Here is a 25433-nt window from a genome sequence, read left to right as displayed (position 1 = left end):
TGAAAGCTGATAGCTCACTATCAGCAGTTCAACAGTTTCTGCGTTACGCTTGATTGAGGGTTTTGGAAAATCGCTTCGGTTTGGCCGTATTCAACAATCTCACCGTGATCAAGTACCACAAGTTGGTCGCTAATATGACGCACCAAACTTAAGTGATGAGTAATAAGCACATAGCTAAGGCCAGTATCTTTTTGTAGACGCAGTAATAAGTTTACCGTTTGTGCGCGTACAGACGGGTCTAGAGACGATAATGCCTCATCGAGCACTACAACCTTAGGGTCTAAAATTAAAGCCCGTGCAAGCGCTATACGTTGCAATTGTCCACTACTAAACATATGCGGGTAATAGTGCTGATGATCTAAAAGCAAACCCACTTTTGCGAGGGTTTGTTTTATTTTATCTTCACGCTCTTCTTTGTTTAAGTCAGTGTTGTACTGTAAACAGTCGTTAAGCATGTCGCCAATGGTTAAACCTGGGTTCAATGACGCTTCAGAGTCTTGGAAGATCATACGAATGTGGCGACAGTCGTTATCACGCAAGCCATCATTTTCGATGATATTACCATCGAGTAGAATTTGCCCTTTGTCAGCGTTATCGGCTCCTGAGAGTAATTTAGCTAAGGTACTTTTGCCTGAGCCGGTTTCGCCGATAATTGCAATGGTTTCACCTTGCCCTAAGCAAAACGAAATATCTCTTAGAACAGAGAATCGTTTGCGTGAAAACAAGCCTGCACGCAGGTTAAAACTCTTTGATAACGCTTGAACTTTGAGCAGTGGTTGCATTATTTCATCGCCTTAATTAATGGGAAGTGGCAGGCATAACTATGACTATGGTGCTTGGTCAATTTCGGGGTAACCACACATTCTTTTTGTGCTTGTGGGCAACGTGGGCCCAAGCGGCAACCTATTGGCAAATGCTGCAAGGTCGGAATGGTGCCTTTTAAAGCATAAAACGGCTCTTTGTGAGCAAGCCCTTGCTCGTAGTCAGGCAAGCTTTTTAACAGTGCTTGAGTATAAGGGTGATATGGCTGACTAAAAATACGATTAGTTGGGCCAGCTTCAACCATTTGTCCGCAGTAAAGAACATGCATGCCATGAGACCACTCAACAATTTCTTCAAGTTCGTGAGAAATCATCAAAATCGACATGTTCTTTAGCTGGTTCAAGCTTTTTAACAGTCTAAATACTTGCGCACGCGTGGTGCTTTCAAGGGCGGTAGTTGGCTCATCGGCAATCAATAGTTTTGGGGTACGCGCAATGGCCATGGCAATCATCACTTTTTGACAAATTCCTTCAGAGAGCTCATGAGGGTAGCTGTCGAGTACCTTTTTATGATCTTTAATACCGACCTTGTGGATTAACGCTTTTACTCTGTCTTTACGCTGTTTATTTCGCTTTAAGAAAAAGCCACTGGTTGCTTGCGCAGGCAGGGTCTCGGCAATTTGGTCAAATATCTTGGCAGTTGGATCTAGGCAGCGACTCGGATCTTGGTAGATCATAGCAATGTCTTGACCTACTAGTTTACGGCGTTGCTCGTTAGATAAGCGCATTAAATCAACACCACGCCAATGCATGCGATCAGCGGTGATATGCCAGCGTTTATTTAAAACCCCAACAATGGCTTTTGCAATTAAGCTTTTACCTGAGCCAGACTCGCCAACTAAAGCATGCACTTCACCTTCTTTTAAGGTCATGCTGACTCTATCAACCGCACGAATAACGGTATCTGAGGTGCGTAACTCTATCGTGAGATTGCGAATATCGAGTAATTGCATAATTAGTCGGCCTTACGTTCTTTAAGCACTTGGCGTAAACCGTCACCTACTAAATTGGTAGACAGTACTGCTAAAAATAATAATACGCCCGGTAAGCCAACAGTCCAAGGGGCAAGGTAAATTAAACCAAGGTTTTCAGCCAAAATAGCACCCCATTCTGTGGTTGGGGGCTGTGCGCCCAATTTTAAAAAGCCAAGTGCCGAGATATCCAAAATAGCGGTAGAAAGCGCCATGGTAAAAATAACCACAATATGCTCGTAAATATTCGGGAAGATACCACGGGCGAGAATATGCCAGTTTGACGCACCATCCAGTTTAAACGCTGTAATGTAATCTTTGTTAAGCTCTTCAACAATTAAGTTACGTACCGAGTGAATAAATTGAGGCAGTAAAGCTAAAATAATCGCCCATACTGTATTCATTAAGCCCGGGCCAAGAATCGCAATAATAATGATGGCTAGTAACAGCGATGGAATAGATAACGTAATATCAAGCAAGTGATTCAAAAAGCTTGAGCGAATTCCCCGGCTGATCCCGGCAAAAGTACCTACTAACACCCCAATTACTGTGGTGATCAAAGCGGCGACAACCGACAAACCAAAGGTGTAGGTTGCACCATTCATTAAGCGCGATAACACATCTCGGCCTAAATCGTCGGTGCCTAATAAAAAGCGTACGTCACCTGCATCATGCCACGATGGCGGTAACAGCAGAGCATCGCTGTGTTGTTGGTTCACGCCATAAGGTGCAAGGAGTGGTGCAGACACCGCCAGTAACACTAAAGCAATAAACAACCATAAACCCACAAGGGCAGGGTGATTGGTTTTAAATTTTTTCCAAAATCGCGCTAACGGCGATTTATTCGACTCTTCAGAGAATAAATTAAACTTTGCCATGAGCTTGGTTCCGCGATAATGGGTCGAATAAGGTATAAGTGAGCTCAGCAATAATCGTAGCTAAAATAACGAACATAGAAACAGCGAGTAAGCCACCTTGAATCGCAGGGTAGTCGCGCTGATAAATACTATCGATAAGCCAACGACCAATGCCCGGCCATGAGAAAATAACTTCGGTGATCATCGCAAGGGTGATCAAGGTACTAAACTGTAAACCTATTTGTTTAATAACCGGTAGCAGCGCATTACGCAGAGCGTGGTGAAGGATCAGTTGTGCACGGTTTAAGCCTTTAGCGCGTGCTGTTTTAATGTAACTCTGATCGAGTACTTTCAGCATAGAGTCGCGGGTAAAGCGAACCAATACTGTGGTCGGATACATGGCAAGTACAATAGTAGGCAAGGTTAGGTGGTGTATTGCATCTAAAAATGCCATGCCATCATACGGAAAGTCACCTAATATGATATCGATTAAAATAAAGCCGGTAATTGGTTCAATTTCGTAAAGTAGACCCATACGGCCCGACATCGGAAACCAACCTAGTTGTAGTGAAAACACCATGATCAACAATAGCGCTAACCAAAAAACAGGCATCGAGTAGCCAATAAGTGTGCCTGAGTTTATAAATTTGTCTGGCCATCGTTTGTAGTAAGCAGAAGCTAAAATACCACCCGGTACGCCCACAGCAACCGAGACAAACAATGCGTAAAGGCTAAGCTCTAGCGTTGCAGGAAATAAATCTTGAATATGCTGAAAAACACTTTCGCCAGATGCAAAAGAGACACCCCAATCGCCGTGTAAAATTCGGTCTAAAAAGGCAAAGTATTGCACCACATAGTTTTCGGTAAAGTGGAACTTTTCTTCAAGTGCACTGGTTTGTGAGAAGGTGCTATTGGTAATACCGCTTAAGTTAGTTAGCGCATCACCCGGGAACAAAAAGCTCAATGAAAAGGTAAAGATACTCAGTGTCAGCATCATAAACATTAACAGTGCTAAGCGGCGCAGAATATAATCTAGGATCATTATTCTTTCCTCGCGTTAGCTAGTGAAATGCCACCAAACGGGCTTAAGCTGATGCCTTTAACATCACTACTTGCGGCTTGAAAACGCATACCATGGGCTATCGGTAAAATAGGCAGCTCTTGCACTATGATCCGCTGTGCCTGATTGTAGTATTGTTTACGCTTTTCAAGATCTGTTGTATCTAAGGCTTGTGTAAGTAATAAATCAAACTCAGGGTGACACCAATTTGCTGGGTTTTTACCACTGAAAGTCGCAGTACAACTTAATAATGGGCTCATAAAGTTATCAGGGTCTGGCGTATCTGCAGCCCAACCAAGTAACACGCTATCGTGTCTATGTTCACCAATTCGTTGTAAAAAGGTATTCCATTCGTACTCGACGATATTAACGTTCACACCAATCTTGCGTAAATCACTTTGCATCAGCTCAGCCATTTTACGGGCATTGGGGTTATAAATACGGCTTACTGGCATGGCCCAAATATTCATATCAAAGCCATTTTTGTAGCCAGCTTCGGCAAGTAATGTTTTGGCAAGTGCAGGGTTAAATTCAGGCATTGCTTTTTGCGCTTCAAATGCCCAAGAAGCCGGAGGCAGCAAAGACTGCGCTTTAATGCCGTTACCGTAATATACCGCTTGCATGATTTTATCGACATCAATGGCGCTAGCAAGTGCTTGGCGTACACGTACATCATCAAAAGGCGGGCGCTCAGTGTTAAAGGCCCAATAACCAATATTTAAGTTTTGCTCTTTTTGAACTTTAATATCTTCACGTTGCGATAAAATACTCAACTGTGCGCTGCTTGGGTGCGCAGTAACATCACACTCTTTGGTGAGCATTTTCGCAACGCGTGTGGTGCCGTTTGGCGTAATGTCATACACCAGTTGCTCAAGTACTACAGGGTGTTTCCAGTAATCAGGGTTACGGTAATAGCGAATTAAACGGTCGCGACGGTATTCTTTGTATACATAAGGGCCAGTACCCACTGGGTATTGGTCAAATAAGTTTTCTTGATTGCGTGCTTTAAGCTGCATGGCGTATTCTTCCGATAACACCACGGCAAAATCGGTTGCGAGGTTTGCTAAAAAGCTGCTTTCAGCATTATAAAGTTCAAACCGTACTTGGTAATCAGAAACACGCACAATGCGACGAATAAGCTGATCAATACCCACACTTTGAAAATAAGGGTAGCTGGCATCGCCAACAAAGTGATAAGGGTTATAAACGTCGAATAAGCGGCTAAAGGTAAAAATTACATCATCAGCGTTAAAATCACGGCTTGGAGTAAAGTATTTTGTGGTATGAAATTTAACCCCTTTACGCAGGGTAAAGGTAATTGCTTTGCCGTCTGGGCTAATTTTCCAATCAGTTGCCAGCTCTGCTTTAAACTCGGCAGACACCGGATCAATACTTAACAGGCGATCATAAAGCTGATTGGCGATAATATCGATAGTCGAACCTGTCGTTGTCACTTGCGGATTAAACGACACAGGGTTTGCTTCAGCGCAATAGACTAAGCCCTGGTTTTTTTGTTCTGTGGTTTTTTCTTCGTTATCTAGGCAGCCTACTAAGCACACCAAAGACAAAGCAAGTAACGGTTTAAACACCTGATTAGCCTCTAACTATTGCTGCTGATCTAATAAATTGTATTTTTTCAAATAGCCACGTAATTGATGATACGTTAATTCTAAGTGTTCTGCAGTTTTCTTTTGGTTAAATTGGCTATGTTCAAGCGCTTTTTTAATGACATCAATTTCAAAGTCGTTAGACAGCTGCTTTAAATTACAAGGAAATTGAATGTCGGGCTTATTGAGTGTCACAATGTCTTGATTTTGTGTCGTGGCGATAGGCGCAGCTTCGACGTTTGCAACAGGGGCACTGCTAACTGCAGCTTTAACGCGCTGTTTAGGTCTAAATTTACTCGCAAATGGGTCTAAAATAATCTGGTGAACGGGAATATGTTCGTTACCATGACGATATAAACTACGTTCAACCACATTCTTTAATTCACGAATATTACCCGGCCACTCATAAGATTGCAGCGTTTCGATGGCGCTACGCGTAAAGCCACTAAATAGCTCCCACTCAAGGTCGCGGGCCATGTTAATTGCAAATTGTTCTGCCAGTAACATGATATCTTCTTGGCGTTCACGCAGCGGGGGCAGGGTAATAACATCAAAGGCGAGGCGGTCGAGTAAGTCGCTTCTAAATTCGCCTTGCTCAGCTAGGGTTGGTAAGTCTTCATTGGTCGCACAGACTAATCGGGTATCGACTTTAACGGTTTGCTTACCACCAACGCGTTCAAATTCGCCGTATTCAATAACGCGTAGTAGTTTTTCTTGTACCATCGCCGAGGTATTGGCTAATTCATCAAGGAATAGCGTACCGCCATTAGCACGTTCAAAGCGGCCTTCGTGGCGTTTACTAGCACCGGTGAATGCGCCACTTTCATGACCAAATAATTCACTTTCGAGCAGGTTTTCGTTAAGCGCTGCACAGTTGAGCTTTATATAGTTTTGGTCCCAGCGCTTAGATAAGAAGTGCAAACGCGCAGCAATGAGTTCTTTACCCGTACCGCGCTCACCAATAATAAGGACTGGCTTTTCTAAACTGGCTAGTTGCGAAACTTGATCAAGCACACTTAAAAAGCTGTCAGATTGGCCGAGTAAATTATCCTGCTGGCGAAATTGGCTCATATTCCCTAACTCTTAGTCATTTTTACTAAGATCTAGTGTATTTCATTATCTATGAGAACTAAAGAAATTTATAAATTTAGTTTAACTGTTTGAATATATTAAGTTATTCTAAGTTTATAAAAGTTGGCAAGCATATTGATACTGATATACCAACTGATTAAGTTAAAACACCAAAGAGGTAAATGTTATGGGAATTTTTTCACGTTTTGCAGACATCGTTAATTCTAATATCAATGCCATCTTAGATAAAGCAGAAGACCCAGAAAAAATGGTTCGCCTGATCATCCAAGAGATGGAAGATACATTAGTAGAAGTTCGCTCTACATCAGCAAAAACACTTGCTGAGAAAAAAGAGCTAGTACGTCGCGTTGAAACTTTAAAAGTTCAAGTTGCAGACTGGCAAGAAAAAGCTGAATTAGCACTAAGTAAAGACCGTGATGATTTAGCACGTGCAGCACTGATTGAAAAGCAAAAGTCAGCAGATGCAGTCGCAGCGGTTGAAACTGAGCTTGAGCATGTAGAGTCTCATATCGAGAAACTACAGCAAGAAGTCAGCACGTTACAAGAGAAGCTAGCTGATGCAAAAGCGCGTCAAAAAGCAATCATCTTACGTCAACGCTCTGCTGAGTCACGTCTTGAAGTTAAAAAAGCACTCGACAGCTCGAAAGTTGAAGACGCTTTAAACCGCTTCGAACGTTACGAAACTAAGATCGATGGTCTAGAATCACAAATAGAGTCTTATGATCTTGGTAAAAAATCATTAGCTGACGAAATTGCTGGTCTTCAGCAAGACGAAAAGATTGATGATGAGCTAGCTGAGCTTAAGAAAAAACTAGCAGATAAAAAATAATAAATGGGGGCATGTCCCCCAATGCTTAAACACATAACGGATTGACAGGAGAGTACCATGTTCGACGCAGAAGTTTTGATGGCACCGATTATTGTTTTTATGGTGGTTGTTGCCCCACTTTGGCTAATTTTACATTACCGTAGTAAAAAACAAGTGAGCCAAGGTTTAAGTGAACACGAGCACCGCCAATTATTAGAGCTTGCACAAAAAGCAGATAAAATGGCAGAGCGTGTTGAAACATTAGAAGCCTTACTTGACCAAGAGGCTCCGCAGTGGAGACGTAAAGTATGAGTACCAAACGCGAATTATTTAGAGACGCAGAGCGTGGCAAAATAGCAGGTGTGTGCGCAGGTATCAGCGATTACTTTAACATGGAGCTTTGGCTAGTACGTATTTTAGTCGTGACAGCAGTACTATTATCAGGTGGTCCATTTATTGTCGTTGCTTACATTGCTGCTTGGTTTATTTTAGATAAAAAACCAGCAGAAAAAACAGAGAAAAGCACAGACAGCATTCACCAAGACCCGCTTGAAGTAAAATTTAAAGTATGGCAAAAAGGGGAACCACCTCGCCGTGCATTGCAAGACTTAAAAGATCGTCTTGCTCGAGTTGATGGTCGTTTACAAGAGATGGAACGCTATGTCACATCAACAGAGTTTACGGTTAGCCGTGAAATCAACAAACTTTAAAGGATATATACGCACCTTGTTTGCATCGTGATACCCAGCGCAAATAAGGTGCTAGACACTTTATGAGCCAATCATTTGCAAAGAACACCTTTAATTCGTTAAAAAATAAAGCGGAAAAAGCCCTTCACCGTAGTTTAGATCAACACGTGAAATTAGCCGTCACAGGCTTAAGTGGCAGCGGTAAAACCGCTTTTATTACCGCCTTGGTTAAACATTTAACCAGCCAAGCTGACGATAAAAACTTACCTTTTTTTGATGTGATGCGCGAAAAGCGTCATATCGCCACAAAAATAGTGCCGCAGCAAGCACTGACAATACCGACATTTGAATACACAAATGCATTATCAGCGTTATTACCTGTTGAAGGTGAGCCAGCTTGGCCTGCATCTACCGAGCGTATAAATACGCTACGTTTAGCAATTAAGTACCAAAGTAACTCGGGGCTACGCGGTCACTTTGCACCGCAATCAACACTCTATTTAGACATTATTGATTACCCAGGTGAATGGCTACTTGATTTGCCAATGCTAGAGCAATCATTTGCTGATTGGTGTGAGTCACAATACTCACTCTTGCAGCAAACAGCACGCAACGAAAAAGCGAAGCCATTTTTAACCGCCCTTGCTGAACTTGATCTATCAGCCAGTGTTGATGAAAGCAAACTTGCTGATGTCGCTGCGCTTTATCAGCAGTTATTAGTGGGCCTTAAAAAAGACACCAAACTTGCCATGCTGCAACCTGGTCGCATGCTGATGCCAGGCGAGCTTAAAGGAGCGCCGCTACTGCAGTTTTTTCCGGTTGCGAATGTGCCAGACGACATAACCGAAGGGTCGAATTTAGCGCATCTTAAAAAGCGCTATAAAGCCTATGTAAAAGAGGTTGTAAAACCTTTTTACGAGCAGCATTTTCGTCATTTTGATCGACAAATTGTGCTGGTGGATGTGCTCAGCGCCTTGAATGAAGGCAGCGAAACCTTGCATGAGCAAAGCCGTGTTATTAACCAATTGCTGGCCCACTTTAATTATGGTGAAGCAAGCTTCTTTAAACGTTTGTTTAAACCAAACATCGACAAGCTACTGTTTGCGGCCAATAAGTCAGATCATATTAGTGCGCAATATCATAAAGATTTAGCGCTATTGCTTGATTCAATCGTGCATGACCAAACGAATCATTTAAAATTCGAAGGCGTGCAAATCGAAACCATGGCAATGTCATCTATCTGCGCTACAGAGCCGCGCCAAGTGGCTGAAAAAGGCCAGCAGCTAGCTTGTATTTATGGCAAGCCTTTAGGCGAACAAGAATGGCTAACGTATTTACCACCGCAACCACCGTCACGCCTTCTCAACAAACAAGAGTGGCCAAAACAGGGCTTTGAGTTCTTATCGTTTTCGCCACTGCCATGCCCTGATAAACGGTTAAAGCATATTCGTTTAGATCATGTCATGCAGTACCTGATAGGAGATAAACTAACATGAGTGAGCAACCAAAGGAGATGAACTTTCAGGCGGGTCGCCGTATTTCAAGCTCTGCAAGCAACGAAGCTCCTGCAGAGGAGTTAACTGTTGCTAAAGTGATAGAAAACGCCGAATTTATCGACACTGAAGAAGATCAGCAAGATAGCATTGAGCTTGAGCCTGTGTATAAAAAGTCGAAATGGCAAACCCTAAAAGGGGTGTTTGTTGTTAGCTTTTTAGTTTTAGTGTTACTTGAGTTTGCGATGTCATTGTTTGTGACGTTTCAGCAATCAATTATTTTAGGTTCGGTGTATTTAACGGCTGTTCTCAGTGGTGTGCTGCTGATTGCCCGTGTTATTTGGCGCGAGTACCGCATGCTAAGAAGTTTAAAGCGTAATCAATTGCATCGTACCGAGGCCGACCGCTTACTCAATAGCGAGCAAGTAGGTGAAGCATTACCGTGGCTTGAAAAGCTTAATAAACATCAGGAGCTTACTGGGTTTGAAGAGTTTAAGCAACAAATAGCAAGTCACCATACCGATAAAGAAATCATGACCTTATACGCCGATAGCTTATTGGTCAGCCAAGATCAGCAAGCAAAAAAACTGATTAACCGTTTTGCTACTGAGTCTGGTTTATTGGTTGCGCTAAGCCCACTAGCTTTAGTTGATATGATGGCGGTGCTATGGCGTGGCACTAAGCTCATTGAACAAATAGGCCGTATTTACGGTATTGGTTTTGGTTATGCAAGCCGTATTAAATTGTATCGCTTATTAGTGAAACAAGTACTGTTTGTTGGTAGTGCAGAGTTAGTCTCAGATTTAGCAGCAACGGCACTAAGCGCTGAATTACTGGGGAAATTGTCGGGCCGTGCAGCGCAAGGGCTAAGTGCAGGTATTTTTACCGCGCGTATAGGGTATAAAGCGATGGAGCTTAGTCGGCCATTACCTCGCTTAGAGCATAAGCGCAGCTTGCTAAAAGAAACCGCCAATAGTATTGCCCGTAAAATTGCCTCACGTACGAGCGACAAAGAGACCGAAAATACAAAATGACAACTTTTGTGTACAGTTAATAAAAACAGCTGAGTGATATTTAGCCATCTGAGCATCCGGCATGCTTGTGCATTGTGGGTATCTACGTTTTATTTATGAGTATGAAGTACTGATAATAAAAACGAGAACACACAATGACTAAGCATCACTTACATACACAATGTATTCATGGTCCAGAAAAACCAAATGATCCACATGGCGCACTGAGTGCGCCACTTTACCAAACCTCTACCTTCTCTTTTGCTAATGCAGCCCAAGGTGCAGCCCGATTTGCTGGTGAAGAGCAGGGCTTTATTTATACCCGTTTAGGTAATCCGACAACCCAAGAGCTAGAACAAAAAGTGGCTCAGTTAGAAAATTGTGAAGCAGCGGCTGCCACAGCAACGGGTATGGGGGCGGTGTCTGCGTCTGTGCTTAGCTTTTTACAACAAGGTGACCACCTAGTGGCATCAAGCGCGTTATACGGTTGTACCTTTGCATTTTTTGCTCACATGTTGCCGCGCTTTGGTATCGAAGTCACTTTTGTTGATATGACCAACGAGGCTGAACTTCGCTGCGCGGTTAAAGCCAATTCAAAAATGATTTTTGCTGAAACGCCAATTAATCCGACCATGGCGGTGCTTGATCTAAGTTTAATTGCCGATGTTGCCAAGCAGCATCAGTTGATAAGCGTTATCGACAATACCTTCTTAACGCCTTTGCTACAGCAACCTACCTCGTTTGGTATTGATATTGTGGTACACAGCGCAACTAAATACCTAAATGGCCATGGTGATGTGGTAGCAGGGCTTGTGTGTGGCACAGAGGAGCATATCAACCTAATCAAAATGACGGTGCTAAAAGATATTGGTGCAACGATTAGTCCTCATGATGCATGGTTAATTAATCGTGGTTTAAAAACCCTTGCTGTACGCATGGAGCGCCACTGTGCAAGTGCCCAAGTGGTTGCTGAATATTTAGAGCAACACCCGTTAGTTAGCCAAGTTTATTACCCTGGGCTTAAATCACATCCGGGTCATCAATTTATTGGCTCACAGATGAAAGCCGCTGGTGGTGTTATTGCCTTTGAAATAAAAGGCAGCCTTGAAGATGGCGAAACATTTATAAATAACACCCAACTTTGTACCCTTGCTGTGAGTTTAGGGGATGCTGAAACCCTCATTCAACATCCTGCATCGATGACACATTCGCCTTATACACCCGAAGAAAGAGCAGCTGCTGGGATCAGTGATGGTCTAATTCGATTATCAGTTGGTCTTGAGGATGTTAACGATATTATTAACGATCTTAAAACTGCATTTACATTCATTGGTTAGGTTGTAATTTAAAGTTTACGGTTGTGTTTGCTTTTAGCCTTTTAAAAATGTGGTGTGTAAACTTTTAGATCTTTTGGTGTAACCTTAACTTTACGTTGGGGCTGTTTCTGCAAACCTTAGAAACAGCCTTAACTATTAAAATTTCGCTTACTTTTACATAGTATCGGCTTAACAAGTTAATGAGATTCTGATCAATGCTGATCAAGATTTAACGAAGAAGGTTATTATGGCTAAAGCAAGTAATTACACCTCCAAGCAACCTGATGAAAATGGGGTTATCCATTGGAGCGAAGAAGAAAATAAAATATGGTCTGAGCTAGTTGCTCGCCAACTCGCTTGCATAGAAGGTAAAGCCTGTGATGAATATTTAGCAGGTCTTAAGAAAATTAATTTACCAACAGATCGTATTCCACAACTTAGTGAACTCAACGAAGTGTTACTCGAAACAACGGGCTGGCAAGTTGCGCCTGTTCCGGCACTGATCGATTTTGATGAGTTCTTTCGATTATTAGCAAACAAGCAGTTCCCAGTAGCGACTTTTATTCGCAGCCGTGAAGAGTTTGACTACTTACAAGAGCCAGATATCTTCCACGAGATTTTTGGTCATTGTGCGATGCTTACCAACCCAGCATTTGCTGAGTTTACACACAAATATGGTCAGTTAGGTTATGCCGCTGAAAAGAAAGATCGTGTTTATTTAGCACGTCTTTACTGGTTTACCGTTGAGTTTGGTTTAATGCAAACTGAACAAGGTCTGCGTATTTATGGTGGTGGCATTTTATCAAGCCCAGGCGAAACACAGTATGTGTATTCAGATAAGCCAGAAATCAATGCGATGAATGTGCTTGATGTATTACGTACACCTTATCGTATTGATATTATGCAGCCTGTGTACTACACCATTAACTCAATCAATGACTTATTTGATATTTCACAAATGGATATCATGTCGCTGGTGAGTAAAGCAAAAGAATTAGGGCTACATGAGCCAAAGTTTCCTCCTAAAGAAAAATTAGCAAGTTAAGGATTTATAATGTCTTCATTAAGCACACAAAAGTGTGAAGCGTGTCGTGCGGATGCGCCTAAAGTATCTGATGCTGAATTAGCAGAATTGATCAAAATGATCCCAGACTGGGTTCCTGAAGTGCGCGACGGCATTATGCAATTAGAGCGTGTTTACAAGTTTAAAAACTTCAAACAAGCACTTGAGTTCACTAATAAAGTGGGCGATATGGCTGAAGAAGAAGGTCACCACCCAGGTCTGTTAACCGAGTGGGGCAAAGTAACTGTTACTTGGTGGAGCCACTCTATCAAAGGGTTACACAAAAATGATTTTATCTGTGCTGCTAAAACAGACGATGTATTCGCTGCACTGTAAATTTTAAGTTCTGCCCAGAACGATAAAAGGCGTAACCTCAGGTTGCGCCTTTTTGCTTTTTTAGAGTCCAAGAATTAACATTGAACTCTTATCTTTGCGAGAACACTAGAAAAGTAAATAATGAAAAACAAAGCGCTTATTCTGCCATTCCTACTCATTTTACTGCCCTTAATTGATAGCTTGTTTATCCCGCAAACATTTGGCATTCAATGGCACAGCCCTAAGCTGATGTATCAAATAGGCGTAGCACTGATGATTGTAAAGCTCACTATGGTTGCCATTGGGCTTTGGTTATTACTCAAAGCAAAGCGCCTTTATATGGAAGCCAGTAAATCGACCCGTATTCTTAAATTTTCAGTCTTTTTACTTGGCGGCTTACAAGTGGTGATAATGACAGCAATATGCTTTTGGTATTTAGTAGCGGGCACGCAAGCGAAACACTTTATACTGCAAGACAACATTGCTGTATTTACCGCTGATTATGGCGTATTTGCCCCGGTACATCATGAGTTCTCATTTATATGCTTTGATGCCAATGGTTTTTACCACATGCAACCCATAGCCCAGCTACCTTGGCTCGGAACCTTTACCTTTACTAGCCAAGATTCACGTTTGATCATTCAACATAAAAACCAAAGCGGCTCGAATACTCAAGAAATTTCATTAAAAGGGTTTGGCTGTTTGCAGTGAGAGGTGTTGGCTTTGTGAGAGGAGGCTGCGATTATAAGTGGCTTTCTGAATACATGCTCTGCAGAAGCCACTATCAGTCATTTCTAAATCATAATTGTGACATAGCACATGGAGACAAATTGAATAGTTTAAGGATAGTAAAATACACTTTAGTCATGCTGGTTTTGAATACCGTATTAAGTACCTTTATCACTCTAATAATTGGTAGTGATAACTTAGCTTCACTCTCATTCGGCAAATATTTTACATACCAGTTATTACCATCTTATTTATTGAGCGCAGCTATTTATACCGTTATGGCTAAGCGCAATGTTGTAAAAGCTTGGAATTATGCCCTAAGTGTATATTTACTGAGCTTTATAGTGGGAACAGTAATGGTATCGATACTATTACAAATGTTATTTATCCCACCTTTATGGTTTGTAGAAGTGCCTTTGAGTATAGCCTTTGCGATTGTTGGTACTGTCATCGGAATTAAGGTAGGTACTCTGGATAGCAAGGAAGCCAAAGGGCCCTGAACTTGTTTTTTCTTCTAAAAAGTCAAAAAAATTAAGAGCTTAATTTAAAGGTGGAATAAAGATGATTAAGAAACTGATAGTTATATTTTTCTTTTTGTTTCTTCCCATAATCGGTATTTTGCTACATGTGTTTACGCAGTTTCTACATCTTTCTCAATGGGAGATTATAAACATCATCGTTTCTGTAATTTTTTCCGTGCTTTTTGTTATGAAGCAGTATTTGTTATCGAAAACGTTAGGAGCACTACTGGTTACTTCAATAGTCTCTAAAAATGCATACTTACTACTGAATCTTCAGATGAAATTACAACAGCTATTATTCAAGTAGGGTTCGTTATAGTTTATCAAGCTGCACTGGGCTTACTCGCTTTGTACTTTCTTCATAAGAAAACTAATTTGTAAAAGTTGTCAGGTCTTGCTTTTTGCTTTCATAAGGCAAAAAACAAGACTTGACCCTCATAACAGTAATTTCAATAAAAAATGAGCTAGGAAAAAGCACCATATTGATGGTTCAACGATATTTACTAGAAAAGATGGAGAATTCAAAATAGAGTTTAACTGGAAAACATTAACATACGGAAAAAATTAGAGTTATGAATTTAAGCGATTCAGAACAACAAGTTCAAAATTTGTTTAACTTAAGTTCTAAGCAATTTGAAAAGGCAAAGAAAGATATTAAAGCTATCGGGGTTGAGTGTTTTGCATTAGAAGAAGATCAATTTTCAATATATGACGAAGTCCTATTCTATTCTGAAGTTATCGAAGGTGTAGCCTATAAATACTCTAAACAGACTATTTCCGGACGCTCTGAAAAGTTACTTAAACTACAAAAGTTAACACTATTTGAAAATACTGATTTTAAATCTTGGTTTTCAAAATATCATCTAAAGTACCATGAGTACGCCATGTATTTGCTGGTTTTAGAGAGCTTAAGAAAGCTAATAGTATCTGACCTTGAACTCGAAAGTGACTATAAATAATCTTGGTTCTTTTGCCGCATGAATATAAGCCTCTTAACAGAGGCTTAGTTTTGAGCGAGGGAGCCAAAAGGGCCACCCATTAGAAAACTCCGGCCAAGCAGGCAGCTGTGTTTTTTTGATCTTTAGTTCAAAATCAGATGAATTTGTATGCTTATGTGGGGAATGATCCAATTAATATGGTTGATCCTACAGGTGAATTTTTACAAACAATAGTCTGTGGTTTTGTAGGCGGTAATGTAGGCCTTACTTTTGATTATATCTCCAAAGGTGGAAGTATGTCCGGTCAAGAAATGTTGGTGTCATTTTTTGGTGGTGGAATGAAGGGGTCAGGTCTTGCTTTTTGCCCTTGGTAAGTCTGAAGTGGCAACTTATTAGTGAAAACGAATGGCTCTGGTTCAATAATAGCAACACATAAATATGGCCCATTTGGAGAGCCAATTAATTCCAGCTCATCGCGTTTCCGTTACACTGGGCAAATCTTAATCCCAGGTACTAAGCTTTATCACTACAAAGCACGGGTTTACCACCCTGAGTTAGGGCGTTTTATGCAGACTGATCCCATTGGATATAAAGATGGGATGAATATGTATGCGTATGTAGGTAATGATCCGGCTAATATGGTTGATCCTAACGGTCAAACTGGGCAGCGTATTTCGTTTTCCTATAAAGTAGGTCCGCTAACGCGAAAGGAGGCCGAGAGAATAAATACAAATGCTGGGCATGTTAACAATCTTACGGCTGCCGCAGCCGGAGCCATTGCAGCTCGCATTCATCCATACTTAGCGCCTATTGGAATGGCTGTCGACTCCTATCTTACTGAAGTTGAGTTTGCTCTTTCTGAGGGTGATACAATTGAAGTAATAACAGAACTCGAAATTACGTCAACTTTTGATAACGATTCTGGCTACAAAGAGGTGGGGAACTCATATAAAGTTATCAACTCAGGTGGTGAAACTATTTATCACTCTATTCACGGCGATATAAACAATCAGGAGAGAAATGAATCGCCCGACGAAACTACAGACCGAGTGCCATTTAAGGATAAGGTCAGTTGTACTGGGACGAGGATAAAAAGAGAAAGTTGTTAAATTAAAAATGGTGCTTTAGAGGAATTAAGTTTATGATCCGAGAATACTTTAAAAAAATTTATAAAATATATTCTAGTAAATATATTTATATAAGTGTATTTATATCAACGTTGATAGTTCTATACTTGTTTGATGAAAATCATATTCTTGTTAAATTAGTTATATTTATTGGATTAATCTTATTGTTTAATTTTACCTTTATTAGGTTTGAGAAAAAGAAAAGTGATAAAGGGTCAACTAAATAGGTCGCCTCTTATAATTCAATTCCATTAAATCTAAAGTGTTGTTTACAAAATTATCGTCATAACGTTTACCAAATTATTTATCATAAAATTTGGCAGGGTTATGACGGTTTTTCCCACGCTTTTATCGAACGATTTTTTAGTCAGGCCAAATTTCCACTATACGTTATCTCATACCCGGTCATAACATTTACCAAAAAAATAAAGGGGTCTTGTCTTGCTTTTTGCTTCCTAGAAAGTCAAAAACAAGCGCAACTCTTAATAATCATTACTACCCTTTATCATAACTGCCAGCTCTTAAAATATTAAATAGCTGGCAGTCATCTCAAGCCTTGCAGTTATTGCTTTACCTGAACTTCGACTTCTTGCCCGGTTTGTAGTTGCTCGGCGCCGCGTACTGCCACTTTATCGCCCGCATTTAAAGTGATGTTAGAAGTCGGGGTGACTTCAACAAGTTTATCTTTGCCATTACCTACTTTTACGGGAATTTGCAGGGCTTTGTTGTCGTTGTCGATTTTGACGATATGGGTGCCTTTTTTGCGTAAAATCAGCGCATCGCGATTCACCAGTAGTACGTCCCCTTTGCTTTTTAGTGGCACGGCTACATCAACCAGTTGGCCAATTGCCCATGTTTGCTCGGCATCATTTGCTAGTAGGGCACGTACTTCTACGGTTTGTGAACGCGGATCGGTTGATGGGATCACCGCTGTTATGGTGGCTGTTGTCATATCAGGGGCTGATAAGTCGCCGGCTTGAATTGGTAACTCTATGCCTTTGTGTAAAAACTTTAAGTATTTAACAGGTACATACAAACGCACTTCTAAGTTATTAATATCGAGCAGAGTGACCAGTTCATCTGCGCGATTTATTTCGCGACCAGCGCGTTTAAAACGCTCGCTGATCACGCCATCAAATGGGGCGCGCACTGTTGCACGCGAAAGCTGATCGTCTATTACTTTTAATTCAACCTTAGCCAGTGCGATATCAGATAACGCAAGATCATGCTTATTTTGCATATCATCGACTTGGCTTGCTGCAGCACTGCTGGCTTTGGCGAGTTTTTGTAAACGAGCGAGTTCTTGTTGATATAAACGTAAGTTTATTTTGGCGCGATTGAGCATTTCTTGTTGGCGTGCTTTTTCAAGTTCAAGCGGTAAGGTATCCATACGAACTAGGGTGTCGCCACTTTTAACCAGAGTACCTGGCTCAACAACATATAATAAACGGCCGCTTACGCCTGCTGTTAGGGTTACATCATCTTTGCCATACAAAGTGCCGCTTACTTCAATTTCGCTTGTCAGCGGGGCTTGTGTGACGGTTTCTACTGTAACAGGTACGACTGCAAAGGCGTTAAATGCGATAAGGCTGAATAGCGCACAAAAGCGAGCGGTTAATTTACGAAAAGGTGTGTTCATTGTTTTAATACTCATTGATTCGATACCAAGCTTAAAGGCGTTTTTTCTGGTTGCTGTTTGTTATTAACGGGCGGCAGCTGTCTGCCAACTTGTAATAAACTTGGCATTAATATCAGGGTGAATAGGGCGCTAATGGCCATGCCGCCGACAATCACAGTGGCAAGGCCACGGTAAATTTCTGATCCTACCCCCGGCATTAGCATCAGTGGCAGCATGCCAAATAAGCTGGTTAAGGTACTTAAGTAAACGGGTCTTGCGCGCAGCAGAACTGCTTGGCGAACTGCGTCTTCTCGACTGAGTCCTGCGGCCATCGCAACGCGGGTTTGGTCAACCAATAAAATGGCATTATTTACCACCAGACCCAGCAAGATAATAAAGCCAATCATGGTTAGTAAGTCGAGCGATTGGAAGGTAAATAAGTTAAGTACAAATAAAGCCAGTACACCGCCTGCAATTGCCAATGGCATGACAAGTAAAACTAACGCGCTGTCTTTGGCTGACTTAAACAATGCGGTCATTAGCAAGAATAAAATAAACAGAGCCAAGATAAAGTTGATAGTCATTTCTTGCATGGCTGAATTCATCTTTTGTGCGTTACCCGCCAAAATCGCGCCAGAGCTGTCAGGCAAGCTTGCACGAACTTTTGGCATAACTTGCTCTGAGAGAATAGTTTGCGCTTGTTGCAAGCTCATGTCTGCTGGTGGCGTGACAACAATACTCACGGTACGGCGGCCATTAACACGTCTAAGTTGGGTTGGGCCTACGGTGCGCTCAATATTGGCAAGTTCGCCTAAAGTTTGAATACCTGATTGCGGGGTTACAATAGGCAGTGCTTTAAGCTCCTCTGGAGTTTGCCACGGTATACCGCGCAAAATCACGTTCATGCGTTCGTTGCCATCAAAGTATTCATTAACAAATAACCCACCTGTATAGGCTTGCACTGCTTGAGATACATCACGACGAGTTAGCCCTGCTTGGGTTATACGGCGGTCATTAGGTGTGAGCCTAAGTTCTGGCTCTGCCATATCGAGTCGTGGTTGTGGCCTTGCAGTGGCATTCGGCATTGCGTCGGTGACAGCTTGCAGCGCCACATTAGCACCGGCTATTAGCTCGTCCATATTCGGACCCGTTAAATCGATATTGATATTGCGACCATCACCGCCATTAGCAACTTGGATCATCGACCCTCTAAAGAAGAATACTTGGGTGTCGGGCAAATCAATGAAGATCTCTTCTCGGGCAACCTTCATTAATTCTTCAACACGTTGCGGATCGGCAGAATAAATAAAGCCGCCAGCGTTCGAACCAAAAGCATAAAAGTTAAAATCTTTAATTCCCGGCTCTTTTTCACCTGTGTAATAAGGCATTAAACGCTTTTTAATACGCATCAGCAGCTCTTCTTCCATAAACTGCACATTGCCGCCAGGCGGGGTATTTAAGTTAAAGAAAAAGCCATCGGTTGGTGCGCGCGGCATAAAATCAGTTTTCGGGAGCATGGTCATGGTCGCGACGAGTGAGCCACCCAATAACGACACTATCCATACTATTTGTTTAACGCGGGTATTGGTAAGCGCCATGATGAAGTTAGTTAGCTTCTGCCAATATTCACGATAAGGATCCGCTTTTAGCTCTTTGTCTGGCCAAAAATGGTTAGCCAACGGAATAAGTGTAATTGCGCAAATCATAGAGGCAATAACAGCAATAGATAAGGTGAGCGCCAAATCAGAGAATAACTGCCCCTCAATACCTGCCATAAATAAAATTGGCAAGAAGATAGCAACGCTAGTGGTGGTTGAAGCAAATAAAGCGCCAGTTACTTGAGCTGCGCCTTTTAGCGCGGCTTTTTTACTATCAAAGCCTTCACTTCTGAGCCTTGCGATGTTTTCTTGCACAATGATGGCGGCATCAAGTACTAAGCCAACCGCAAAGGCAAGACCCGCCAGTGAAATAACATTTAAACTGCGGTCAAAAATATTTAACGTTAAAAACGCGATTAATAAAGAAACAGGAATTGTCGCTGCAATGACAAACGTGGCCTTTAAGCCCCTAAAGAACAACCACAAGATTAAACACGACAGCAAAACACCTAGGCCTAAGTTACTTTTAACCAAGGACAAGGCATTACGAATATGCACTGAGGCATCAAAACTTAATTCAATCGATAAGCCATTTTCAGCCAGCGGCCCTTCGTTTAGCTCTTTAATGGCAAGGTTAATTTCGTCGAGTAGGGCAACGGTATTGGCTTCGTTAGCGCGCGAAATACGAATGTAATACGCGGGTTTACCATTTCGACCACTCATCCCTAAACGGTCAGAAAAAGTGCGCTCTACACTTGCAATATCGCCAAGGTAAATGGGTCTATCGCCTGAATAACCAACGCGCATTTGTGCCATGCTCGATAAATCATATTGCCCAGTAAAACGTACGGTATATTGACGACGGCCAACATTGGCAAGGCCACCAGAGGTATCGCGTGAGCTGGCTAATACGTTACTGATTTGGTCAAGGCTGACGCCAAGTGCGGCGGCTTTGTGAGGGTCAAAGGTGATACGTAATTCTTTTGGTCGCTCACTGGCTAAATCAACGCGGGCAACACCAGGAATACGTGCCAAACGGGGCTCAACAAATTCATCGATTTGTTTTTGGAACTGCGCCATGTCTAAATCAAGGCTGTCGCTATTAAAATCTTTTGGGGTGACCAGTAACGTTGCAGCGGCTTCTCCATTATTACCGCCTGCAAACACCACAGGATCAAATGCATCTAACGGCAAAGGCGGCGCTTGGTTTAGGCTTGTTAACACATCAAGCATCGCCTGTTGCATGTTTTGCCCAACAGCAAAAGTCAACGTGATCGAGCCATTGCCACGGTTAATGTAAGTATTAACCTCTAGCGCACCCGGAGTGTTTTTTACTGCGTTCTCGAGCGGCTCAATGATCACCGATTCAATCTCTTCAGGTGCAGCTTGGCGCCAGCCAGAGAAAATAGTGATCTGCGGTTGCTCAATATCTGGTGTGAGCTGAATTGGCAGCTTAAAAATACTCAACATGCCAAACAACATAATCAACACCAAGATGACAATAACACTCGCAGGGTTTTTCAGCGAACTACGTGTCAGATTCATTGTGTGTGTTCCAAAATCAGTTTGTGTGCATTGTAGTGCGATGTAAAAAAAGTGCCAGTGAGGTAAATGAAATGTGTTTCAGAAGTAACGCTGAATAGCCGTAATTAAGCGATAAAATGTGTATTTGAAATAAGATGTAACAATTTAGCTGAGGCGCTTTAAGTTTTAAGCATTAAGTAATAGCGCCTGAAACTAGTGAGCAGTATCTTTTCGGCTAAGGGAAGCCACATTTTGCTCAAACACACGTTTTACTTCTGCACTGTAGTGATTGTGGTCGTTAATGGTGATAAATGGGTTCGTAAAACTAACATCACAGAAAACCGTATAACACTGGATTTTAACTGCAACTCGATCTGGGGTTGCAAGGCCATCTAAGGTTGTTTGCAATGCTTCAAAAACATAATCTTTATTAACGTGCGATGTTAAAGCAACTTCAAGTTCTTTAACTTCTATGCGATGTGAATTCATATCAGTTACAAAAAATTCGTATAGGTAACTACGTGATACAAACAGCAAGATTGCCACAAGGTAGAATAACCCTGTGTAATAAAATAACTCCGTGTGGGTAAAACTCCGAAAAGACTTAAACATTTTCACTATTATTTTTGTTTGTTTTTTATACTAAAACATATTTGCGGGTATATCTCAACAAACTAGCTAAAAATCATTGCATTACAGATAATAAAAAAGCGCGAAACTAGCTAGCATCGCGCTTCTTAATCTCTAAAACTTAAAGCTGACGGCTGACGGCTGACGGCTGACGGCTGACGGCTTAAAGCTCAGTCTTGTTATTCATCAATCGAGCGAAGTAGGGCATTAATACCTACTTTTTCGCGAGTTTGCTGATCTACTTTTTTTACGATGATGGCAGCATATAGGCTGTGCGAACCATCTTTTGACGGTAAAGAACCAGGAACAACAACCGCACCGGCTGGTACTCGGCCGTAATGGATTTCGCCAGTTTCACGGTCATAGATACGTGTGCTTTGGCTGATGTAAACACCCATTGAGATAACGGCGCCTTCTTCAACTACAACACCTTCAACAATTTCAGAACGTGCGCCAATAAAGCAGTTGTCTTCAATAATAGTTGGGTTAGCTTGTAGTGGCTCAAGCACACCACCAATGCCTACACCGCCCGACAAGTGAACGTTTTTACCAATTTGTGCACATGAGCCAACCGTTGCCCATGTATCAACCATGGTACCTTCATCAACGTAGGCGCCAATGTTGACATAAGATGGCATAAGCACTACGTTTTTACCTACGAAGCTGCCTTTACGTGCCACAGCATTAGGCACAACACGCATGCCGCCTTGTTGGAATTGCTCTGGTGTAAAGTCGCTAAATTTAAGTGGTACTTTGTCGTAAAACTGATTAACACCATCGCTCATTGGTTGGTTATCACGAATACGGAAAGACAGTAGCACCGCTTTTTTTAACCATTGATGTACAACCCATTCACCACTGATTTTTTCAGCAACACGTGCAGCGCCGCTATCAAGTAATTCAAGCGCGTCGATAATAGCTTGTTTTACTTCACTTGATACCGTGCTTTGGCTGATGCTATCGCGGTTGTCCCAGGCGTTTTCGATCATGGTTTTTAAATCTGACATAAGATCCTCTTATTCGGTTTCTGCGTTGAGTTTTTTACGCAATGCTTGATGAATTTTAGCCTGTTCTTCGTCTGTTAATGCTTGGTATTCGTTATTTGATACCACGAAGAAATCTTCTGCACGCTCACCAACTGTGGTGATCCGTGCGGCATGAATATGTAATAAGTGCGCTTGAAATACTTCCGCAATTTTTGTTAATAGACCCGGAATATCCACCGCTTGAATTTCAATTAAGCTGCGGTCTTTACGGGCATGCGGTCTAAGCACAATTTTTGGTTTGATATTAAAGTCTTTGAAGCGCTGTGAGCGATTCTTTTTAAGGCGAATTTTCTTTTTCGGGTCGCTAATTGCAAGATCTAAAGCACGTTTAATGCCTTGCGAACGGTTACTCGCAATCGGGTCACCATTGACCTCTAAAATAACAAAGCTAAATAGCACGTAGCCATCTTTAGTGGTCAGTACCTGCGCATGTTGAATTTGTGCTTTTTTCGAACCAATTACACTTACCAAACGGGCGAATAAGCCACCTGAGTAAGGGCTATAAGCAAATACTTGTGTACCACCATGCATTGCGGTGTTAGACACGGCAACGCTAGGCTGGCTTAAATCTTCACAGCTTAGTAGGTGCTCTGTGTGCCACGAAATCTGTTGCTCGCTAAAAGCGGTAAAGTAATTGGCTTTAAAGCGACTCCAAATTAAGTCGATTTGATCTTCGTTACAACCGTGGTTCAGTAAGCGCTGTTTGGCTTGCTGTTTTTTATCACGTATTTGATCACGTTGGTCCATTGGGTTTTCAAGCCCTAAACGAAGCGCGCGCTGGGTGTGTAAATACAGCTCACGTAGTAGGGTATTTTTCCAATCGTTCCACAGGTTATCGTTAGTTGCGCGAATATCGGCTAACGTTAAGCAGTACAAGTAGTCAAGCTGGCGCTCATTTTTCACTTTACTGGCAAAGTCTTTAATCACATCTGGGTCATTAATATCTTTGCGCTGCGCTGTAACCGACATAAGTAAGTGATTAGCCACTAACCACGAAATCAGCTTGCCATCTGAGGCTGGGAAGCGGTGTAGCTTAGCAAACGCAATTGCATCAACTGAACCAAGCTCAGAGTGATCGCCACCACGGCCTTTAGCAATATCGTGGAAAATACCGGCTAAATAAAGTAACTCAGGCTTGTCCATGCGAGTGACAATTTCACTACATAACGGAAATTCGCTGACTTTTGATTTATCAAAGTACTTATAAATATTGTTGATGAGTTTATGGGTATGTTCATCCACGGTGTAGGCATGGAATAAATCAAACTGCATTTGCCCAAAAATATTACGCCACTGTGGTAAGTAGGCAGCAATAATGCCGTGCTTGTGCATCAGCGTAAATGCGCGGCCCATACCGTTAGGGTGTTTGATTAAACGCAAAAATGCTTCGCGACAGGCGGCGTAGTCTTGTAAATCACCCAATAAACGACGGCGAACTTGGCGCATTGTACGTATGGTACTTGGGTAAATATGGGTGATCTCTGGGTTATCAGCAATATGCTCGAACAACACAAATAGCTGATCACGGCGGAAGAACACCGATGGGTTCTTAACACGAATTTGATGGCCAATACGCTCAAAGTTACGGTCAAGCTCAATCACAGGTAACTCACCGGCACCCGGTAAAATGCTTTGCTCAAAGTATGAAAGCAGCATTTGGTTAAGCTCACGTACGCGGCTCATGATCCTAAATAAGCGTTTCATCATGCGCTCGACCGAGGCTTTACCATCACTACCAAAGCCAAGAATTTCAGCGGCGTTAGGTTGATGATCGAACAATAAGCGGTTTTCAGAGCGACCCGCAGCGATGTGCAGCGCAAAACGAATGTTCCATAGGTTTTCTAAACACTCAGACAGCTCTTGGTATTCTTCGTGAGTAAGATAGCCGTGATTTATGAGTTCTTGTAATGTTTCGGCTCTAAAGTGCTTTTTAGCAACCCAAATAATGGTCTGTAAGTCGCGCAGGCCCCCCGGGTTTTCTTTGATATTCGGCTCAAGGTTATAAGCAGTACCATGGCATTTTTTATGGCGTAAACTTTGTTCTTGTACTTTTGCCAAAAAGAATTCGTCTGAGCGCCAAATAGGCGTATCTATTAAATGATTTTTTAATTTTTCGAATTCGATATGGTTACCGAAAATTAATCGGCTTTCGAGTAAGCTGGTGGCAAATGTCACATCTTCGCGTTTTTGTTCTAATGCTTGTTCTATAGTGCGAACGCTGTGACCAATTTCTAAATTTAGATCCCAAAGCATGGTAACGAACTGGCCAATTTTTTCGCACACGGCTTCACTTGGCTGCTCGCTTACTAGCAACATAAAGTCGATATCGGAATAGGGGTGTAGTTCGCCACGACCATAACCACCCACAGCAATCAGGGCAAGATCACTTTCGTGAGCAAGATCGTAATCGTGAAACAGTTTAATTAATAAGCGGTCGATAAACTCAGCGCGGGCATTAATTAAGTTGCTAACGGGTTGTTTTGAGAATTCGTTCTGTAGCCATTTATAAAAATAACTAGAACAGTCGCGATAATCGCTAAGTTGCTCAGCTTGGCTGAGCAACTTTTTTACTTTATTGGGTAATGCCACTGGGGCTG

At 42.0% G+C, this 25433-nt stretch carries 24 protein-coding genes; 13 read left to right on the top strand and 11 right to left on the bottom strand.

Annotated features, from left to right (window positions below; translation table 11 throughout):
• Positions 1–20 precede the first annotated feature (20 nt).
• The 6 genes from AADY36_RS11435 to pspF are packed head-to-tail and all read right to left on the bottom strand — an operon-like array spanning position 21 to position 6387.
• Positions 21–782 (bottom strand): ATP-binding cassette domain-containing protein, encoded by a 762-nt coding sequence (locus AADY36_RS11435; RefSeq protein WP_055022259.1) that lies wholly within the window; start codon positions 780–782, stop codon positions 21–23.
• Positions 782–1774 carry a peptide ABC transporter ATP-binding protein gene (locus tag AADY36_RS11430; RefSeq protein ID WP_054562069.1) on the bottom strand — a complete coding sequence of 331 codons (993 nt, stop codon included), beginning with the start codon at positions 1772–1774 and terminating at the stop codon, positions 782–784. The genes AADY36_RS11435 and AADY36_RS11430 overlap by 1 nt, the downstream gene beginning before the upstream one ends.
• Before the next feature lie 2 nt (positions 1775–1776).
• Positions 1777–2670: an ABC transporter permease subunit gene (locus tag AADY36_RS11425; protein WP_054562068.1), complete on the bottom strand. Its 894-nt coding sequence runs from the start codon at positions 2668–2670 to the stop codon at positions 1777–1779.
• A complete protein-coding gene (locus tag AADY36_RS11420; RefSeq protein WP_054562067.1) occupies positions 2657–3691 on the bottom strand; it encodes an ABC transporter permease in 1035 nt (344 codons plus the stop codon). The genes AADY36_RS11425 and AADY36_RS11420 overlap by 14 nt, the downstream gene beginning before the upstream one ends.
• On the bottom strand, positions 3691–5298 hold the full coding sequence (locus AADY36_RS11415; protein ID WP_054562066.1) for an ABC transporter substrate-binding protein: 1608 nt from the start codon (positions 5296–5298) through the stop codon (positions 3691–3693). Before AADY36_RS11415 ends, AADY36_RS11420 begins: the two co-directional genes overlap by 1 nt.
• A gap of 15 nt (positions 5299–5313) precedes the next feature.
• Positions 5314–6387, bottom strand: a complete 1074-nt coding sequence (gene pspF / locus AADY36_RS11410; RefSeq protein ID WP_342408998.1) for a phage shock protein operon transcriptional activator — start codon at positions 6385–6387, stop codon at positions 5314–5316.
• Between the two features lie 187 nt (positions 6388–6574).
• Between pspF and pspA the strand changes: the two genes are divergently transcribed.
• The 13 genes from pspA (at position 6575) to AADY36_RS11345 (ending at position 16402) form a co-directional block, all read left to right on the top strand.
• Positions 6575–7237: a phage shock protein PspA gene (gene pspA / locus AADY36_RS11405; RefSeq protein ID WP_054553137.1), complete on the top strand. Its 663-nt coding sequence runs from the start codon at positions 6575–6577 to the stop codon at positions 7235–7237.
• A gap of 57 nt (positions 7238–7294) precedes the next feature.
• Positions 7295–7528, top strand: a complete 234-nt coding sequence (pspB, locus tag AADY36_RS11400; protein ID WP_036969793.1) for an envelope stress response membrane protein PspB — start codon at positions 7295–7297, stop codon at positions 7526–7528.
• A complete protein-coding gene (gene pspC / locus AADY36_RS11395; RefSeq protein ID WP_054562063.1) occupies positions 7525–7926 on the top strand; it encodes an envelope stress response membrane protein PspC in 402 nt (133 codons plus the stop codon). The genes pspB and pspC overlap by 4 nt, the downstream gene beginning before the upstream one ends.
• Positions 7927–7988: 62 nt before the next feature.
• Positions 7989–9401, top strand: a complete 1413-nt coding sequence (locus AADY36_RS11390) for a YcjX family protein (RefSeq protein ID WP_105175203.1) — start codon at positions 7989–7991, stop codon at positions 9399–9401.
• Entirely contained in the window at positions 9398–10432 is a 1035-nt protein-coding gene (locus tag AADY36_RS11385) for a TIGR01620 family protein (protein ID WP_342408997.1), read from the top strand. Before AADY36_RS11390 ends, AADY36_RS11385 begins: the two co-directional genes overlap by 4 nt.
• Positions 10433–10566: 134 nt before the next feature.
• On the top strand, positions 10567–11748 hold the full coding sequence (gene megL, locus AADY36_RS11380) for a methionine gamma-lyase (protein ID WP_342408996.1): 1182 nt from the start codon (positions 10567–10569) through the stop codon (positions 11746–11748).
• A 226-nt stretch (positions 11749–11974) separates the two neighbouring features.
• Positions 11975–12772 (top strand): phenylalanine 4-monooxygenase, encoded by a 798-nt coding sequence (gene phhA / locus AADY36_RS11375; RefSeq protein ID WP_054553132.1) that lies wholly within the window; start codon positions 11975–11977, stop codon positions 12770–12772.
• A 9-nt stretch (positions 12773–12781) separates the two neighbouring features.
• Positions 12782–13126, top strand: coding sequence for a 4a-hydroxytetrahydrobiopterin dehydratase (locus AADY36_RS11370; RefSeq protein ID WP_036969771.1), 345 nt, complete (start codon positions 12782–12784; stop codon positions 13124–13126).
• Positions 13127–13246: 120 nt separating this feature from the next.
• A complete protein-coding gene (locus tag AADY36_RS11365; RefSeq protein WP_239964563.1) occupies positions 13247–13816 on the top strand; it encodes a hypothetical protein in 570 nt (189 codons plus the stop codon).
• Positions 13817–13935: 119 nt separating this feature from the next.
• Positions 13936–14334, top strand: coding sequence for a hypothetical protein (locus AADY36_RS11360; protein ID WP_239964562.1), 399 nt, complete (start codon positions 13936–13938; stop codon positions 14332–14334).
• Positions 14335–14927: 593 nt separating this feature from the next.
• Positions 14928–15314, top strand: coding sequence for a hypothetical protein (locus AADY36_RS11355; RefSeq protein WP_239964809.1), 387 nt, complete (start codon positions 14928–14930; stop codon positions 15312–15314).
• Positions 15315–15451: 137 nt separating this feature from the next.
• A complete protein-coding gene (locus AADY36_RS11350; RefSeq protein WP_055021930.1) occupies positions 15452–15667 on the top strand; it encodes a hypothetical protein in 216 nt (71 codons plus the stop codon).
• A 21-nt stretch (positions 15668–15688) separates the two neighbouring features.
• Positions 15689–16402 (top strand): RHS repeat-associated core domain-containing protein, encoded by a 714-nt coding sequence (locus AADY36_RS11345; RefSeq protein WP_342408995.1) that lies wholly within the window; start codon positions 15689–15691, stop codon positions 16400–16402.
• 580 nt (positions 16403–16982) lie between these two features.
• Here AADY36_RS11345 and AADY36_RS11340 read toward each other — a convergent pair.
• From AADY36_RS11340 to glnD, 5 genes are all read right to left on the bottom strand, one after another.
• Positions 16983–18059, bottom strand: coding sequence for an efflux RND transporter periplasmic adaptor subunit (locus AADY36_RS11340; RefSeq protein ID WP_239963201.1), 1077 nt, complete (start codon positions 18057–18059; stop codon positions 16983–16985).
• Between the two features lie 11 nt (positions 18060–18070).
• Positions 18071–21181: an efflux RND transporter permease subunit gene (locus AADY36_RS11335; RefSeq protein WP_342408994.1), complete on the bottom strand. Its 3111-nt coding sequence runs from the start codon at positions 21179–21181 to the stop codon at positions 18071–18073.
• A gap of 192 nt (positions 21182–21373) precedes the next feature.
• A complete protein-coding gene (locus tag AADY36_RS11330) occupies positions 21374–21649 on the bottom strand; it encodes a hypothetical protein (RefSeq protein WP_160316765.1) in 276 nt (91 codons plus the stop codon).
• A gap of 320 nt (positions 21650–21969) precedes the next feature.
• Positions 21970–22797: a 2,3,4,5-tetrahydropyridine-2,6-dicarboxylate N-succinyltransferase gene (dapD, locus tag AADY36_RS11325; RefSeq protein ID WP_342408993.1), complete on the bottom strand. Its 828-nt coding sequence runs from the start codon at positions 22795–22797 to the stop codon at positions 21970–21972.
• A 9-nt stretch (positions 22798–22806) separates the two neighbouring features.
• Entirely contained in the window at positions 22807–25425 is a 2619-nt protein-coding gene (gene glnD, locus AADY36_RS11320) for a [protein-PII] uridylyltransferase (RefSeq protein WP_054562048.1), read from the bottom strand.
• Positions 25426–25433: the final 8 nt, after the last annotated feature.

The sequence above is a fragment of the Pseudoalteromonas sp. D15MCD-2 genome (assembly GCF_038562745.1).
Classification (GTDB): Bacteria; Pseudomonadota; Gammaproteobacteria; order Enterobacterales; family Alteromonadaceae; genus Pseudoalteromonas.
This window is presented reverse-complemented; position numbering and strand designations above follow the sequence as displayed.

Excerpts from the sequence above, each read along its gene's own strand:
- AADY36_RS11425 (WP_054562068.1), bottom strand. The coding sequence starts at position 2,670 with ATGGCAAAGTTTAATTTATTCTCTGAAGAGTCGAATAAATCGCCGTTA.
- AADY36_RS11335 (WP_342408994.1), bottom strand. The coding sequence starts at position 21,181 with ATGAATCTGACACGTAGTTCGCTGAAAAACCCTGCGAGTGTTATTGTC.
- phhA (WP_054553132.1), top strand. The coding sequence starts at position 11,975 with ATGGCTAAAGCAAGTAATTACACCTCCAAGCAACCTGATGAAAATGGG.
- AADY36_RS11430 (WP_054562069.1), bottom strand. The coding sequence starts at position 1,774 with ATGCAATTACTCGATATTCGCAATCTCACGATAGAGTTACGCACCTCA.
- dapD (WP_342408993.1), bottom strand. The coding sequence starts at position 22,797 with ATGTCAGATTTAAAAACCATGATCGAAAACGCCTGGGACAACCGCGAT.
- pspA (WP_054553137.1), top strand. The coding sequence starts at position 6,575 with ATGGGAATTTTTTCACGTTTTGCAGACATCGTTAATTCTAATATCAAT.
- AADY36_RS11355 (WP_239964809.1), top strand. The coding sequence starts at position 14,928 with ATGAATTTAAGCGATTCAGAACAACAAGTTCAAAATTTGTTTAACTTA.
- pspF (WP_342408998.1), bottom strand. The coding sequence starts at position 6,387 with ATGAGCCAATTTCGCCAGCAGGATAATTTACTCGGCCAATCTGACAGC.
- AADY36_RS11390 (WP_105175203.1), top strand. The coding sequence starts at position 7,989 with ATGAGCCAATCATTTGCAAAGAACACCTTTAATTCGTTAAAAAATAAA.
- AADY36_RS11385 (WP_342408997.1), top strand. The coding sequence starts at position 9,398 with ATGAGTGAGCAACCAAAGGAGATGAACTTTCAGGCGGGTCGCCGTATT.
- AADY36_RS11365 (WP_239964563.1), top strand. The coding sequence starts at position 13,247 with ATGAAAAACAAAGCGCTTATTCTGCCATTCCTACTCATTTTACTGCCC.
- AADY36_RS11350 (WP_055021930.1), top strand. The coding sequence starts at position 15,452 with ATGAATTTGTATGCTTATGTGGGGAATGATCCAATTAATATGGTTGAT.
- pspC (WP_054562063.1), top strand. The coding sequence starts at position 7,525 with ATGAGTACCAAACGCGAATTATTTAGAGACGCAGAGCGTGGCAAAATA.
- AADY36_RS11340 (WP_239963201.1), bottom strand. The coding sequence starts at position 18,059 with ATGAACACACCTTTTCGTAAATTAACCGCTCGCTTTTGTGCGCTATTC.
- AADY36_RS11435 (WP_055022259.1), bottom strand. The coding sequence starts at position 782 with ATGCAACCACTGCTCAAAGTTCAAGCGTTATCAAAGAGTTTTAACCTG.
- pspB (WP_036969793.1), top strand. The coding sequence starts at position 7,295 with ATGTTCGACGCAGAAGTTTTGATGGCACCGATTATTGTTTTTATGGTG.
- AADY36_RS11370 (WP_036969771.1), top strand. The coding sequence starts at position 12,782 with ATGTCTTCATTAAGCACACAAAAGTGTGAAGCGTGTCGTGCGGATGCG.
- AADY36_RS11420 (WP_054562067.1), bottom strand. The coding sequence starts at position 3,691 with ATGATCCTAGATTATATTCTGCGCCGCTTAGCACTGTTAATGTTTATG.
- AADY36_RS11330 (WP_160316765.1), bottom strand. The coding sequence starts at position 21,649 with ATGAATTCACATCGCATAGAAGTTAAAGAACTTGAAGTTGCTTTAACA.
- megL (WP_342408996.1), top strand. The coding sequence starts at position 10,567 with ATGACTAAGCATCACTTACATACACAATGTATTCATGGTCCAGAAAAA.